The organism is Bacillus carboniphilus, from assembly GCF_020524035.2.
Taxonomy (GTDB): domain Bacteria; phylum Bacillota; class Bacilli; order Bacillales; family JAIVKR01; genus Bacillus_CC.
Genome location: NZ_CP129013.1, coordinates 2,199,410 through 2,214,895, shown reverse-complemented (window position 1 = coordinate 2,214,895; position 15,486 = coordinate 2,199,410). Strand labels below are relative to the sequence as shown.

Below are 15,486 nucleotides of genomic sequence, written 5' to 3'. Positions count from 1 at the left end.
AATCTTAAAATAGGGGGCCTTTATGAAGCGCTGTTTAATCTGTATAGAAGAATGGAAACTCACCATCACTTGGCGAACGGTTTTATTGTTAGATAAACCATCTGTACTATGTGATCATTGCTTAAAACAATTTGAATTATTAATGAGCCGATTTGTGAGGTCTGTGGAAGAAGAATGGAGGACACTCGTATTTGTCGTGATTGTTTAGAATGGAATAACAACGACCTGTGGAAAAATACGTTAAGACAAAATCGTTCTGTTTTCACGTACAATATGTTTATGAAGGATGTATTAGCTACATTTAAATATCGTGGAGATGCGGAACTCGTAAACTGTTTTGAACAACCATTTTTAGAAGGTTTTAAAAAATACTATAGTCATAAAAAATATCAAGTGGTTCCTATTCCAATAAGTCCTGAGCGTTTAAGAGAACGAGGTTTTAACCAAGCATTATTACTAGCCAAACTATTAAAAAAACCTATTTTTGAACCTTTAGGCAAAAGAAATTCTTTAAAACAATCAAAAAAAACGAAAAAAGAAAGAATTGATCTAAAGGACCTATATATATTACCTAGTTATCCATCAATTAATGGGTATGATATCCTACTAGTTGATGATTTATACACAACAGGATCAACCTTAAGACATGCGTCAAAAATCCTAAAAATGAATGGGGCATCGTCTGTCGATTCTCTTACATTAATTCGTAGTTAAACTTCTAATCATTATCTCCGATATAGAAATTGATACTTCACATGTTATGTTTCACAACAGGTATAGGGAACAATTGAACAACTTCTGATTGGAGATGATCACTTGGAGGAATTATCAAATTGTCCAAATTGTAATCGTTTATTTATTCAAACTCAATTTCAACCTATATGTCTACATTGTAAAAAGAATGAGGATGAGAAATTCCAACAAGTTCATACGTTTTTAAAAACCAAAAAAAATCGAATGGCAACCATGCAAGACGTGATTGAACAAACAGGAATAGAGGAAGAACTAATTCTTAAATTTATTCGCCAACGTCGTCTTCAACTCTCTCATTTTCCGAATATCTGTTACTCGTGTGAAAAGTGCGGTGAACCTATAAGAAAAGGGAAAATTTGTTTGGATTGTGCAAATGAAATCAAAAAAGGATTAGAACAGTCGGTTATAGAAAAGGAAGAACCAATCCACTCTAATAATAAAACGTATTACTCAGTTGATTTGCATAAGGATCATTAGCCGTTAGCGCTAGAGAGGAGTCATTTCATGAAAATTAATGCCAGCCTATATCAAGTTCAGCTTCAAGGTTTACAACAAAAAAATCATCAAGTGCAATCAAAGAAACCCTCCAACCAAGAACAGGATCAGGTTGAAATATCCAATGAAGCGAAGAAGCTACAATTAAAGGAAAACATGACTACTGACAGAGAAGTCAAAATGGAGAATTTGAAAAAACAAATAGAAAAGGGACAATATCAGCTGGATTCAAAGGCAATTGCGCATAGCTTAATTAATCATTATTCAAAGGAAAAAAAGGATGATAATTGAGTGTCGATTCAGGTCCATTAAAAGGATGGTGAAACATGAACTCTACAAAACTACTAACTTCACTCCAATCACTCCTTGATCAGCATCTGCAGTTAATTGAGCTTGGAAAACAAAAAACGACTCATTTAAGAAACGGTAATATGGATGAATTAAGAACTCTCCTAATAGAAGAGCAACGGATGATGAAGCTAATTACTCAGACAGAAAAACAGAGAATCGAACATACCTCACAATTTTTAGGTGAGGATGACCACTTAACGATATCTGCTTGTATTGAACGGTTGTCTGGGGAGGAAAAGTGTTCTTTTGAAAACATGAGAGAACAACTAGAATCTGTTATGGAACAATTAATATTCATTAATGACCTTAATAAACAACTATTGAAACAGGGACTCCAATTTGCCTCTTCAACTTTGAACTTTATACTTCCAAAGGAAGAAAGCTTTAATTATGGGAAAAACAATAAGTTCAATTCATCGGAGCGGACGGTTCTTTTTGATTCAAAAATATAGGGCGACGTTTTTTTTGTACAACTTCTGAAAGAGAGGATAATCAGATGACTTCATCTTTTTTTGGTTTAGAGACAGCGAGGCGGGGGCTATATGCACAACAAAGTTCTTTGCAAACGATCTCTAATAATATTGCCAACGCAAATACGGAAGGGTATGTAAGGCAACGAGTCTCATTAAAACAAACAAATCCATATACATATCCTTCTACTAATCAATCTGCTTCAGCAGGACAAATAGGAACAGGGGTTACGGTTCAAACGATTGAAAGGGTAAAAGATGATTTTTTAACCATGCAATTTCGCTCTGAAAACAATCAATTAGGCTACTGGTCTTCAAAATCAGATACTTTACAAATGATGGAGGAAGTCTTAAACGAACCGTCTAGTACTGGTTTATCAAGTACATTGGATGAGTTTTGGAGCTCGTTAGAAGATTTAGCGACAAATCCTACAAATTCGGGTGCTAGATCTGTAGTGAGGGAACGAGGTATTGCTGTAGCTGAAACATTTAACTATATCTCTCAATCTTTGAGCAGCATTCAGACAGATTTGAAAAATGATTTACAAATTACAACAGAAGAAGTCAATTCGTTGACACGGCAGATCTCGAATATTAATGAACAGATTACCTCTGTTGAACCGAACGGGTTATTGCCAAATAGCTTATATGATGAAAGAGATCTTTTGTTAGATCAATTATCTTCGTTAGTAGATATTAAGGTGACAAAAACACCTGTGGGAGGAAATGCCCTTGATCAAGCTGAAGGGATTGTGTCAGTTGACATAGTCGATCAAAATGGTAAGGCGATTCATTCCTTGATCGAAGGTGATCGCGTGAATATGGTTTCTGTTGATTTTGATGAGAATACAAACCTTGTATCTTCATTGTCTATTGGTACCACCGATATACAAGCAGACGAATATTCTTCAGTGGGAAAGCTAATGGCTCTAGTTGAAAGCTATGGATACATGGAAGGTGCCGAGCAAAAGGGTTTATATCCAGAGATGACTAAAAAGCTTGATGAAATGGCGTTTACTTTTGTTAATGAATTCAATGCAACGCATGAGCAGGGATGGAGTCTTGCTGAAATTGAACAAGGATCACAAGATGACTTCAATTTTTTTAATGAATTAACCAAAATCCAAGGTGCAGCTTCTTTAATGAAGGTGAGTGAGGATATGTATGATAATAATAATATTGCAGCTGCTGAATCTCAATTTGCAGGTGATGGAGCTAATGCAATCAAGCTGGCAGAAGTGAAAAATAGTTCCTATTCTATCGGGGGTCAAACGCGAAGTCTTCAAAATTTTTATGAGAGTATGATTGGCGAAATGGCTGTTAACACCCAAGAGGCAGAACGAATGAAAGGAAATAGTGAGACTTTAACGAATGCTGTGACAGAACGTAGACAATCGGTAACCTCTGTTTCACTTGATGAAGAGATGACGAATATGATTCAATTTCAGCATGCTTATAATGCAGCGGCCAAAATGATTTCTGCTCAAGATGAATTACTAAGTACCATTATTAATAATCTAGGTGTTGGTGGAAGGTAGGTGAATGAAGATGAGAATTACTCAATCGATGTTAGCGAGCAATTCTTTCAATCATATTAGTAAAAGCTATGATAAAATGTCGAGCTTTCAAGAACAGCTATCAACGGGGAAAAAGATCACCCGACCTTCAGATGACCCAGTAGTAGCGATGAAAGGGATGTTTTATCGTACCAACTTAACTGAAATTGAACAATTCCAACGAAACTTATCAACAGCCTATCAATGGATCGAGAACTCTGAAAGTGGAATTGAGCAAGGATCGGAAATTTTGCAGCGTGTTCGTGAGCTTGTTGTTCAAGGAAGTAATGGGTCCAATAGTAAAGATGATCTTCAGTCCATTGCAGCTGAAGTTGCCCAGTTAAAAGAAGATTTAATCGGTGTTGCCAATACAAAAGTGGCTGGAAATTATATTTTTAATGGAACGAATATTACTGAACCACCTATTGACATTTATAGCCAATTAGTGAATATGAATGAAAATGAAATAAAAGTAGAAGTGTCAAGCGGTGTTCAAATGGGGGTAAGTGCAAACCCTATCAAAGCATTTGGTGGAGAGAATCCAACGTTATTTGAAACACTGGATGAGATTCTGGCTGGATTACAGTCAGGAAATTTTTCTGATGGAGATGAGTTTTTATTTAAAATTGATCAGCATTTAGAAAGTATGAATGGAGAAAGAGCGGAACTCGGAGCAAAGTATAATCGGCTTGAATTAATAGAAAATCGCTTAGGACAACAAGAGGTTATAGCAAATCGAATATTATCGGAAAATGAAGATGTCGATTTAGAAGAGGTCATTATCAATATGACGGTTCAAGAATCTATACATCGAGCATCTTTAGCTATAGGTGCGAAGGTCATTCAACCTACGTTAATTGACTTTTTAAGGTGATAGATGATGAGAATTCCTCAACTGCAAATAAATAGTGAACAAGCAATCATTGACCTTCGTATGTCTAAACCTGAGCAACAAATTAAGCAGTCAGATGCGACTGTTTCAATCAAACAGGATCAGGCAAAGATGAAAGTGAATAAAACACCGTCAAAGCTTTTAATTGATCAAACAAAAGCTTAGCAAGATATGAATATGAAATCAGTGGCTGTTCAAGCAAAAGAGGCTGCCGAAAAGGGTGAAAAAGACTGCTTAGAAGGAATTGCACGGAGAGTACAAGAAGGGAACAGGTTGATGAAAATTGAGAATAGCGAAAATCCTATTGCAGAAATGGCAAAAGAAAATACTCGTCCTGATACTCTGCAATTTTCGCTTGGCTGGATGCCTTCTGCAGATGCTGTGGACATCTCCTATGTCAAGAGTGAAGTGAACATTGAGTGGGAGAGACGAATGCCAAGCATTGATGTGTGGACGCATAAACCTGTTCATATATATAGACCAGGTGTCGTAGATGTGTATATGCAGCAGCAAAATCAGTTAACAATTGATTTCATCGATTAATGAGGTGGAATGCTTTATGAGAATAAAAACAAAATATCATGACAATATCAATATTAACGAACAAGACATCTTCGTTTTTGAAAATGGCTTGCCTGGCTTTGCTGATCAAAAAAAAATTTATCGTGCTACCATTTGATGAGCAACAAGTTTTATATGTACTTCAATCAATAACTGAGGTTTCGGTTGCTTTTATTATTACGAATCCATTCCTTTTCAAACAAGACTATGAATTCGAATTGGATCAACAAACGATTGATCAACTAAATATTCTTAATCCGACAGATGCTCTCGTCTATAGTATTTTAACTATTGTTGAACCTTTTGAACGTACGACAGCCAACTTAAAAGCACCGATTATTATGAATCAACATAATAATCGAGGAAAACAAATGATTTTACAAGAAGAACCATATGACACGAAATATTCGCTTATTAAAGGGTGTGAATGATTTTGTTGATATTAGGAAGAAAACGAAATCAGTCCATTATTATTAACGAGATGATTGAAGTGACAGTAGTTTCAATTGAAGGTGATCAAGTGAAGTTAGGCATTAAAGCTCCTAAATCGATTGATGTTCATCGTAAGGAAGTATACGAAGAAATTTTAACAGAGAATAATGAAGCAAGTATAGAAGCATCCGAACAATTGTTGAAACAGCTTAGTCAGTCTTTAAATAAGGATTAGTTTCGTATTTTATTAAGAAAAGTGAGAAAGAAGGAACCAATATGAAGATTGAAGAGACTAGCAGTAAGTTATATGCCAATGAGGTAAATAGAACTTCTACTGTCCATCAGAAGGTCTTTCAAAATTCACCAGAAGAAAACGGTCATGATCCTAGTTGGCGAAGCATTCAGTTTGAATGGCATGAAGGAATAGGTAAATATTATGTGAAGGTCATTGATAAAGAGACGAAAGAGATTGTTCGAGAAATACCCCCCGAAAAGATGTTGGATATGTACGCGATGATGTCAGAGTATTTTGGGTTATTTATTGATCAAAAAGTGTGAGGGGGAAGAGTATGAGTACGTTACGAATCAGTGGTTTAGCTAGTGGTATGGACACAGAATCAATGGTTAAAGAGTTAGTCAAGGCCGAGAGCTATAAGGTTAATAAATATTATCGAGAAAAGCAGACGCTGGAATGGAAGCGTGACGCGTATCGTGAGATGAACTCACTAATATACGACTTTCGAAGCAAAGTTTCCGATCTAAAGTTGTCAAAAAATTATTTAGTGAGAACAACAACATCGTCAAATAGCAATTTAGTTACGGCAACTGCTTCTAGCCGTGCGGATGCATCCTCTTATACGGTTTCATCTGTTACTCAGCTTGCTACAGCTGCTACAAGAAACAGTAAAGAGCGGTTATCTTCAAGTAGTGAAAATCAGATTGATGCGGATTCATCTTTATACGACATTAAAGATGAATTTAAAAACGGAGACTTTGATTGGCAAAAAGGATCTGTTAGAAACGAGTATATAGATGTTGATTCAGAAGGTAAAGAATTTCAATTAACGATTGAAGACCGTGTAGTGGTTGATACTGAGAATTTTCAGGTGAAAGTAGATGGGAAAAGATATACTGTAGTCTCTTCAGGTGAGCCACAGAGCGGTGAAGTCATCATGAGTAGTGATGGAAAGCTTACATTCGGTGAGGAAATTGATGAAGGAAGCAAGATTGAAGTTGATTTTATTACGGATAAAAGAATCGAGAAAAGTGAAATAACTGCTGAGCAAACAGAATGGAAACTATCGTCACCATTTATGGATGTAAGTAACGATTCTCTCATGAAAGTCACTTATGATGGTATTACATATAATCTTTCTGAAGATGGTCAGTTTGTTAATAGTGAAGGTGCAGTTTTAGGTACAGTTGATGAACAAGAAGGTCTGATTACTTTTACAGAAGGTTTCGTTGAAGAAGGTAAGAGTATTCTGGTTGAATATCAACAATATTATTCTCAATTCAGTTTAAAAACAGCTTCAAAATCAGGAGATATTGAAGAAACGTTTTTTGTTACAGGAGATGAATCGTTAAATAACGTCATCAGCAAACTGAATAAATCTGATGTTGGCGTAACCGCTTTTTATGATGAATCTTCTGATAAGGTTTCCTTCACTCGTTCTCAAACAGGTGACTTTCTTGATGGGGATGAAATTGTTGGAGAAGGAGCATTTTTTGAAAAGATTCTCCAATTAGGTGAAACGGTAGAGCAAGGTGGAACAAATGCTATGTTTACAGTGAATGGTTTAGAGACATCAAGGCCTTCAAACACGTTTACAATTAATGGAGTAACGTTTACATTAAAGAGCCAATTTACGGATCAATCTGTTTCCATTGGAGTTTCAAACGATACGAATGCTGTATTTGAAAATATAAAAAACTTTGTCGAAGAATATAATAAATTGATTGAAGAAATAAATAGCAAGCTCTCTGAAGAGAAATATTCCGATTATGAGCCTCTAACAGACGGTGAACGAGCAGAATTAACAGAGACGCAGCAAGAAAAGTGGGACGAATTAGCAAAGAGTGGTGTTATCCGAAATGATTCTACTTTATCTAATCTACTAAGTCAATTGCGGATAGACATGTATACAGAAGTAAAGGATGATGTCGTCTCTTCTCAATATAACCAGTTATCTGAATTAGGCATTACGACGACCTCTAACTATTTAGAAGGAGGGAAACTTAAGATTGATGAAGATCAGTTAAAAGAGGCGATCGAAAATGATCCTCAGTCTATTTATAATCTTTTTACAGCTAGTGATGACGCATATGGTAATCAAGGGATTATGCAACGTGTATATGATCGGTTAACAAATGCGTATTCTTTGCTAGTGGATAAGGCAGGTACTTCTTTATCTGTGCAAAGCTCTTATACTATTGGGAATAGTATTGTGGATGTGGAAGACGCGATTGATACTTGGGAGGATAGGTTAGAAACAATAGAAGAACGTTATTGGAGCCAGTTTACGGCTATGGAAAAAGCGATCCAAAAAGCAAATTCACAGATGGAGTATTTATACAACTATTTTAGTAGTGAATCTTAAGTGATTCGTTACACCAAAATACAATCATCTGTTTTGATAGGGGGATCTTTGTGATAAATCCATATGAAGCGTACAAAGAAAATAGTGTGAGTACCGCCTCTCCAGGAGAGTTAACGCTCATGTTATATAATGGATGCTTGAAGTTTATTAATATCGCTAAAATATCAATCGAAAATAATCAAATTGAAAATAAAAATATCAATCTACAAAAAGCACAAAAAATTATCAACGAGCTAACAAATACGTTAAATGATGACATCTCCATTTCAGGCAACTTGGCCTCTTTATATGATTATATGAATCGTAGATTATTAGAAGCGAACGTACATAACGATGTCACAATATTAGAAGAGGTTCAAGGCTTAATTGTTGATCTAAGGGATACGTGGAAGCAAGTCATAGTAGAAAATCGCCAGCAAATATACACACAAGGTGGTCGAGTGTAGTGAGCGAAAGCGTTAGTAAATTGTACGAAATCACTAAAAGGCTGTTAGTTGCTACTAAAGATATTACTCCTAAAAATCGAAGTGAAAAGATGATTGAAGTGGAAAACTTACTACTTGAAAGAGAAAACGTGTTTCCTCAGCTTAAGGAAAACTTTACGAGGGAAGAAAAGAAGCTCGGGAGAGAGATCATCAAAATGAATGATGAACTACAGATAAAAATAGAAAAAATGAAGGTAATGGTGCAAAAGGATTTATTGAGTGTAAAGAAGACTCAAGCATATTCGAAAAATTATCGAAACCCATATAATCAGAAGACGGTTGACGGTGTCTTCTATGATAAGAGACAATAGTTGAAGCATAGGATAAGCTCCTATGTTTTTTGAGTCTCAATTCCCCAGAAATTCCGTGGTTTTTCGTTACTTTTCAACATTTTTCACAATTTGGACACAAGATTTTTTTGTTTAGGCAGGAATTTAAGAGGGAACGATAGAAATAAGTTTACATATCCTTAATAAAGGAGGAACACAGACATGAACTATAACGTCAGAGGAGAAAATATTGAGGTAACCCCAGCTTTAAAGGAGCATGTAGAAAAGAAAATAGGTAAGCTTGAGCGTTACTTTGATCAAGAACTGAATGCGAATGCAAATGTTAATTTGAAATTTTATAATGATAAGGAATCTAAGGTGGAAGTAACGGTTCCTATGAAACAACTTGTTCTTCGAGCTGAAGAACATCATGCGGATATGTACGCAGCCGTTGACCTAGTAACGGATAAGCTTGAGCGTCAAATTAGAAAGCATAAAACGAAGGTGAACCGTAAATTACGAGATCAAGAGAACGGAAAGTTCTTTTTAAATAATAGTAATGGAAATGGTGGAGTAAAGGAAGAAGAGGACGACAAAATGGAAGTCGTTCGTACAAAAAGGTTTAATTTAAAACCAATGGATAGTGAAGAAGCAATTCTACAAATGAATATGTTAGGTCACAACTTCTTCGTTTTCACTAACGCAGAAACAAACAAAACAAATGTTGTTTATGTAAGAAAAGATGGCAGGTACGGTTTAATTGAACCAACTGAATAATTTAAATAAGTAACCCCTTGGATTATTAGTCCAAGGGGTTTTTACAAAATTAAATATATTTTATAACGGCCATTTCCTTACCGAATCGATGTCCCTCATCAACAAAGCCTAAACTTTTGTATAATTGGTGTGCCCCTAAATTTTCGGGATGATAACCTACAATAATTTTATTTGCATTAAGTAGATTTTTCATCTCCTCAAACATCTGTTGACTTGCTATTTTTCCGAGACCTTTGTTTTGGTATTTTTGATCAATCATAATTCTATAGATCCAGTAGCCATCTAGTTCTTCTTTTTCTGAGTTAAACATTAAGAAACCTACCACTTGGTCATTGTCGTATATAGCATACGGTTTTAATGTAGGTTGAAATTTGGATTGAGCAATTGAGACTGCATTTGATTCAATAAAAGCTTTTTGTTCAACTGATATGTCTAATTGACAGCAGTCGTACCAGTTCTCTGAGTTTAATTCAACAATCGTTACATTATGGTTACTCATTCAATCACAACTTTCTTTACTTAGTAGATTTGTTTATTATAGCAGAGATAGAAGAAGCTGTGTGTTCTTAAATGTACGTTTCTTTAAAATGATTCTATGTTGTCCTCTTATTTGAATAGTGTTAAAATGTAGGTTAGTGTAATGGAAATTTTGTTATTTTCAAAAAGATTCTTTTCCTTTAAGAGGTTGTTCAAAAAGTCCTAAAAAAATGTCGGATGAATAACTTTGTTGGTTTGCTTTTCCGACACTCCGACGCCAGGATTGGCTAGCACGGGTGTTGTCCCTAGGATGGGGACGTTCTTAGCCCGTGAACCATACTGTACATACACTGTGAGTGCTCAAAGCTACTCCGCCTCGTTCTTCAGCGCCCTTTTTTCCTCTACTTTTTGAACACACTATTAAAAAATTAAGGGTAAAGATCTTTTAAAATAGAGTGATATTAGCACCATAAAGAGGAGCGTTTACAATGCTTGGTATGTTAAATAAAGTGTTTGATTTTAATAAGCGTACGTTAAATCGATATGAAAAAATGGCAGACAAGATTGAGGCATTTGCCAAAGAGATGGAAGGTCTTTCTGACTCTGAATTGCAGAAGAAAACGCCTTATTTTCGGGAACGAATTGAAAAAGGGGAATCCCTTGATGACATTCTTTTTGAAGCCTTTGCTGTTGTTCGTGAAGCGGCAAAGCGTGTATTAGGTCTTTATCCTTACCGTGTTCAATTAATCGGTGGTATGGCCCTTCATGATGGTAATATTGCAGAGATGAAAACAGGGGAAGGTAAAACTTTAACTTCTACCATGCCTGTTTATTTAAACGCGCTTACTCAAAAAGGCGTTCACGTTGTGACTGTGAATGATTATTTAGCGAAGCGTGATGCAGAAGAAATGGGGGAACTATTTCAGTATTTAGGATTAACGGTTGGCCTTAATTTTAACGGTCTTGATAAAGATGCCAAAAGAGAAGCCTATGCAGCTGATATCACGTATTCAACTAATAATGAACTAGGGTTTGATTATTTACGTGACAATATGGTTCTTTATAAAGAACAAATGGTTCAACGTCCTCTTCACTTTGCCGTTATCGATGAAGTTGACTCGATTTTAATTGATGAAGCGAGAACACCGCTTATCATATCTGGACAAGCAGCGAAATCAACGAAACTTTATTTGCAAGCAAATGCTTTTATTCGCACCTTAAATAAGGAAGAAGACTTTTCATTTGATGAAAAAACAAAAGCTGTTCAATTAACAGAAGAAGGTATTACAAAAGCGGAAAAAGCTTTCGGGATTGAAAATTTATTCGATCTATCACATGTTGCCCTTAATCATCATTTGAATAATGCTTTAAAGGCACAGTTTGTTATGCAAAAGGATGTTGATTATGTCGTTCAAGAAGAGGAAGTCGTCATTGTTGACTCCTTTACAGGTCGTTTAATGAAAGGTCGACGCTATAGCGACGGATTGCACCAAGCGATAGAAGCAAAAGAAGGATTGACCATTCAAAATGAAAGTATGACTTTAGCTACAATTACATTCCAAAACTATTTTAGAATGTATGGAAAGCTTTCAGGTATGACGGGTACGGCAAAAACGGAAGAAGAGGAATTCCGTAATATTTATAATATGCAAGTAGTTGCTATTCCCACCAATAGACCCATTGTTCGAGATGATCGTTCCGATTTAGTTTACAGGACAATGGAAGGGAAGTTCAATGCAGTGGTTGAAGAGATTGCTCAAAGGCATGATCTTGGTCAGCCAGTTCTTGTCGGTACAGTCGCTGTTGAAACATCAGAACTAATTTCAACGTTATTAAAAAAACGTAAGATTCCACACCATGTTTTAAATGCGAAACAACATGCAAGTGAAGCAGAAATTATTGAAGAAGCAGGTCAAAAAGGAGCAGTTACGATTGCAACGAATATGGCCGGTCGTGGAACTGACATTAAGCTTGGTGAAGGTGTAAAAGAAATTGGTGGATTAGCTGTTGTTGGGACTGAACGTCATGAATCAAGAAGGATTGATAATCAGCTTCGTGGTCGTTCTGGACGTCAAGGAGATCCTGGTATCACTCAATTTTATTTATCGATGGAAGATGAACTCATGCGCCGATTTGGTTCAGATAGCATGATGAATATGATGGATCGTTTAGGAATGGATGATACTCAACCTATACGAAGTAAGATGGTTTCTAAAGCTGTCGAATCTGCTCAAAAACGTGTGGAAGGCAATAACTTTGACGCTCGTAAACAACTTTTGCAATATGATGATGTGTTACGAGAGCAAAGGGAAATTATTTATAAACAACGTTTTGATGTCATTTCTTCAGAAAACTTACGAGAGAGCGTTGAAGAGATGATTCATGGCACGATTGAAAATAAAGTCGGACTGTATACGGCTGAAGAATTACCTGAAGACTGGAACCTAGATGGACTTGTTGAATGGTTCAACATTAATCTTCTATCTGAAGGTGCTCTGCAATTAAACGATGTTCGAGGGAAAGAACCTGATGAAATCGTTGAAGTAGTTTGGGAAAAAGTAAAACATACCTATGATGAGAAAGAAGAATCATTTGGGGAAGAACAAATGCGGGAATTTGAACGAGTGGTTGTTCTTCGAGCAGTAGACTCTAAGTGGATGGAACATATTGATACGATGGATCAGCTTCGTCAAGGAATTCATTTAAGAGCCTATGGTCAAAATGATCCACTTCGAGAGTACCGAATGGAAGGGTACTCCATGTTTGAAAACATGGTTGCGGCTATTCAAGAAGACGTTTCTAAGTATATTATGAAAGCACAAATACAAAAGAATCTTGAACGACAAGAAGTCGCTAAAGGTGAGGCTGTTCAGCCGAAAGATGGAGAGGACAAGGCGAAAAAGCAACCTGTTCGAAAAAAAGTGATGGTAGGTAGAAACGATCCTTGTCCTTGTGGAAGTGGGAAAAAATATAAACAATGTCATGGTCAATGATCATGTTCCGGACAGTCATCTGTCCGGTTATCTTTTATTTTAAGTGGTTCAGACCTAAGATCCTTTAGTATAAAAATAATAGAGGTGTAATAATGGAATTAGCAGATATCCGTAATGAATTAGAAAAAATGGAAAAACGACTAGAAGACTTTAGGGGGTCTCTTTGACTTAGAAACAAAACAGACACGAATCGAACAATTAGACCATGATATGACGGCACCTGACTTTTGGGATGATCAAAACGCAGCTCAAACAGTCATAAATGAGGCAAACAGTTTAAAGGAGCAAGTCAACCAATTTAATGACTTAAACAGTCGCTATGAAAACATAGAAGTTTCGTTAGAATTGTTAAAAGAAGAAGAGGATGAAGATCTTCAAACTGAATTAGAAGAGGAATTAACTTCTTTAACTAATGATATGAATGCCTTTGAGCTAGAATTATTGTTAAGTGACCCTCATGATAAAAATAATGCTATTTTAGAGCTTCACCCAGGTGCAGGAGGGACAGAGTCCCAAGATTGGGGTTCCATGCTTCTTCGTATGTATACTCGATGGGGAGAGAAGAAAGGCTTTAAAGTAGAGACACTGGATTATCTCCCTGGAGATGAAGCAGGGATTAAAAGTGTGACTTTACTTCTTAAAGGACATAATGCCTATGGTTATTTAAAAGCTGAAAAAGGGGTACATCGTCTAGTTCGTATTTCTCCTTTTGACTCTTCAGGCCGTCGTCACACTTCCTTTGTTTCTTGTGAAGTAATGCCTGAATTTAATGAAGAGATTGAGATCGATATTCGTACCGATGATTTAAAAATCGATACCTATCGTTCTAGTGGAGCTGGAGGTCAGCACGTTAATACGACTGATTCAGCAGTGCGGATCACGCATTTGCCAACCAATATCGTGGTTACATGTCAAACAGAACGCTCGCAAATAAAAAACCGAGAAAAAGCGATGAAAACATTAAAATCTAAGCTTTATCAAAGAAAAATTGAAGAGCAGCAACAAGAGTTAGATGAAATCAGAGGAGAGCAAAAAGAGATTGGCTGGGGAAGCCAGATTCGTTCCTATGTTTTCCACCCTTATTCGATGGTAAAAGATCATCGAACAAATGTAGAAATAGGCAATACACAAGCGGTAATGGATGGAGACCTTGATCCATTCATAGATGCTTATCTTCGCTCAAGAATTTAACGAATCAAACAAAGAAGCCTAGTTACTATAACACGGTAACTAGGTTTTTTGGTTTATTTTCGCAATCTTGAAGAAAACTATAACAATCTAACAGTTGTGTTTTATGAGGTTTGAACAACCTCTTTAAGCTATTAATGCGTTATACCAATGTTATTTACACCATGAAGTTGTTGGTGATATACTGCTTGAGGACTTGCATAGACGGAGGTACATAATGAATGAAAAGAAATAAAAGAAAAACGCCATTTCTGGATAAACCAGAAGATAAATGGTTACTGCTTGTTTTTCAAATTATCTATATTCTTATCGGTTCCAGTATTGTAGCCATTTCATTCAATTTGTTTTTACAACCAAATAATGTTGCTTCAGGTGGCGTTAGTGGAATCAGTATTATATTAGAAGAACTATACGGGTGGGAGCCAGGTTATGTTCAATGGGCATTAAATATTCCACTCTTTCTTTTAGGTGTTCTTTTTCTTGGTAAACAATTTGGATTTCGTTCTCTAGTAGGAACGTTATTTCTCCCTTTTGTGGTTATAGTAACGAAAGATATTCAACCTGCGACAGAAACACCTTTGCTAGGGGCTCTTTTTGGTGGAATAGGTGTTGGATTAGGATTAGGACTTGTTTTTAGAGGGAATGCCTCTACTGGTGGAGTTGATCTAGTTGCTCAAATCATCCATAAGTATACAGGTTTGACTTTAGGGACGTGCGTGGCTATTATCGATGGATTAATTGTTTTATCAGCTGCGTTTGTTTTTGAAATTGAAGCTGGATTATATGCACTTATAGGATTATATGTTACAGGAAAAACCATCGATATCGTTCAAATTGGATTCAGTCGCTCGAAAACGGCGATGATTATATCTAACCAAGAAGAAGAGGTACGGCATGCTTTGTTGAATGAAATTGATCGTGGAGTCACGAAACTGAAAGCGCAAGGGGGGGGTTCACTGACTCTAACAAGTCAGTATTAATGTGTGTAGTGGACCAAACAGAGTTCACGAAATTGAAACAATTAGTAAAAAGCATAGACCCATCAGCTTTTGTTGTTGTTATGGACGCATATGAGGTGTTCGGAGAAGGTTTCAAACGGACGTAGATACGATATAATTTCAGTAGAAGGTGTTTAGCTTTGCTCTGATTGCGACAAAATTTGAATACCTTCTTAAGAGAGACCATTT

The 15,486-nt window shown here is 36.2% G+C and carries 17 protein-coding genes and 2 pseudogenes; 18 read left to right on the top strand and 1 reads right to left on the bottom strand.

The features are described 5' to 3' along the window. Positions 1 to 22 precede the first annotated feature (22 nt). The 15 genes and pseudogenes from LC087_RS11390 (at position 23) to hpf (ending at position 9,641) form a co-directional block, all read left to right on the top strand. Entirely contained in the window at positions 23 to 208 is a 186-nt protein-coding gene (locus LC087_RS11390) for a hypothetical protein (RefSeq protein ID WP_306019575.1), read from the top strand. Continuing rightward, positions 175 to 714, top strand: coding sequence for a ComF family protein (locus tag LC087_RS11385; RefSeq protein ID WP_306019574.1), 540 nt, complete (start codon positions 175 to 177; stop codon positions 712 to 714). Before LC087_RS11390 ends, LC087_RS11385 begins: the two co-directional genes overlap by 34 nt. A gap of 102 nt (positions 715 to 816) precedes the next feature. Further along, positions 817 to 1,230: a TIGR03826 family flagellar region protein gene (locus LC087_RS11380; protein ID WP_306019573.1), complete on the top strand. Its 414-nt coding sequence runs from the start codon at positions 817 to 819 to the stop codon at positions 1,228 to 1,230. Positions 1,231 to 1,257: 27 nt separating this feature from the next. Beyond that, complete coding sequence (flgM, locus tag LC087_RS11375) at positions 1,258 to 1,539, top strand: flagellar biosynthesis anti-sigma factor FlgM (protein WP_226541623.1); 282 nt, start codon at positions 1,258 to 1,260, stop codon at positions 1,537 to 1,539. Positions 1,540 to 1,574: 35 nt separating this feature from the next. After that, complete coding sequence (locus tag LC087_RS11370; RefSeq protein ID WP_226541621.1) at positions 1,575 to 2,051, top strand: flagellar protein FlgN; 477 nt, start codon at positions 1,575 to 1,577, stop codon at positions 2,049 to 2,051. Positions 2,052 to 2,095: 44 nt separating this feature from the next. After that, positions 2,096 to 3,607, top strand: a complete 1,512-nt coding sequence (gene flgK, locus LC087_RS11365) for a flagellar hook-associated protein FlgK (protein WP_226541618.1) — start codon at positions 2,096 to 2,098, stop codon at positions 3,605 to 3,607. Positions 3,608 to 3,617: 10 nt separating this feature from the next. Beyond that, positions 3,618 to 4,499 carry a flagellar hook-associated protein FlgL gene (gene flgL / locus LC087_RS11360; RefSeq protein ID WP_226541678.1) on the top strand — a complete coding sequence of 294 codons (882 nt, stop codon included), beginning with the start codon at positions 3,618 to 3,620 and terminating at the stop codon, positions 4,497 to 4,499. A gap of 3 nt (positions 4,500 to 4,502) precedes the next feature. Beyond that, a pseudogene (locus LC087_RS11355) lies at positions 4,503 to 5,060 on the top strand (DUF6470 family protein). Positions 5,061 to 5,182: 122 nt separating this feature from the next. Then, positions 5,183 to 5,509: a flagellar assembly protein FliW gene (gene fliW, locus LC087_RS11350; protein ID WP_306019572.1), complete on the top strand. Its 327-nt coding sequence runs from the start codon at positions 5,183 to 5,185 to the stop codon at positions 5,507 to 5,509. Continuing rightward, entirely contained in the window at positions 5,506 to 5,745 is a 240-nt protein-coding gene (csrA, locus tag LC087_RS11345) for a carbon storage regulator CsrA (RefSeq protein WP_371932592.1), read from the top strand. Before fliW ends, csrA begins: the two co-directional genes overlap by 4 nt. A 41-nt stretch (positions 5,746 to 5,786) precedes the next feature. Continuing rightward, complete coding sequence (locus tag LC087_RS11340) at positions 5,787 to 6,068, top strand: flagellar protein FlaG (RefSeq protein WP_226541612.1); 282 nt, start codon at positions 5,787 to 5,789, stop codon at positions 6,066 to 6,068. A gap of 11 nt (positions 6,069 to 6,079) precedes the next feature. Beyond that, entirely contained in the window at positions 6,080 to 8,110 is a 2,031-nt protein-coding gene (gene fliD, locus LC087_RS11335; protein WP_226541609.1) for a flagellar filament capping protein FliD, read from the top strand. 44 nt (positions 8,111 to 8,154) lie between these two features. Continuing rightward, on the top strand, positions 8,155 to 8,556 hold the full coding sequence (fliS, locus tag LC087_RS11330; protein ID WP_226541675.1) for a flagellar export chaperone FliS: 402 nt from the start codon (positions 8,155 to 8,157) through the stop codon (positions 8,554 to 8,556). Next, a complete protein-coding gene (locus tag LC087_RS11325) occupies positions 8,556 to 8,906 on the top strand; it encodes a flagellar protein FliT (RefSeq protein ID WP_226541607.1) in 351 nt (116 codons plus the stop codon). The genes fliS and LC087_RS11325 overlap by 1 nt, the downstream gene beginning before the upstream one ends. A 180-nt stretch (positions 8,907 to 9,086) precedes the next feature. Then, positions 9,087 to 9,641, top strand: coding sequence for a ribosome hibernation-promoting factor, HPF/YfiA family (gene hpf / locus LC087_RS11320; RefSeq protein ID WP_226541605.1), 555 nt, complete (start codon positions 9,087 to 9,089; stop codon positions 9,639 to 9,641). 49 nt (positions 9,642 to 9,690) lie between these two features. Here the strand turns inward: hpf and LC087_RS11315 are convergent, their stop codons facing one another. Continuing rightward, positions 9,691 to 10,140: a GNAT family N-acetyltransferase gene (locus tag LC087_RS11315; protein ID WP_226541602.1), complete on the bottom strand. Its 450-nt coding sequence runs from the start codon at positions 10,138 to 10,140 to the stop codon at positions 9,691 to 9,693. A 466-nt stretch (positions 10,141 to 10,606) separates the two neighbouring features. On the opposite strand from LC087_RS11315, the gene secA reads away from it, so the two are divergent. The 3 genes and pseudogenes from secA to LC087_RS11300 all read left to right on the top strand — a co-directional run bounded on the left by secA (position 10,607) and on the right by LC087_RS11300 (position 15,404). Continuing rightward, complete coding sequence (secA, locus tag LC087_RS11310; protein WP_226541600.1) at positions 10,607 to 13,111, top strand: preprotein translocase subunit SecA; 2,505 nt, start codon at positions 10,607 to 10,609, stop codon at positions 13,109 to 13,111. Between the two features lie 92 nt (positions 13,112 to 13,203). Continuing rightward, positions 13,204 to 14,302 (top strand): peptide chain release factor 2 gene (prfB, locus tag LC087_RS11305; RefSeq protein ID WP_371932591.1). Its coding sequence is split into 2 segments (ribosomal slippage): positions 13,204 to 13,275 and positions 13,277 to 14,302, totalling 1,098 coding nucleotides; the frame shifts between segments, so codons are not numbered across the junction. A 218-nt stretch (positions 14,303 to 14,520) separates the two neighbouring features. Then, positions 14,521 to 15,404, top strand: a pseudogene (locus tag LC087_RS11300) (YitT family protein). The last annotated feature ends 82 nt before the right edge of the window (positions 15,405 to 15,486 follow it).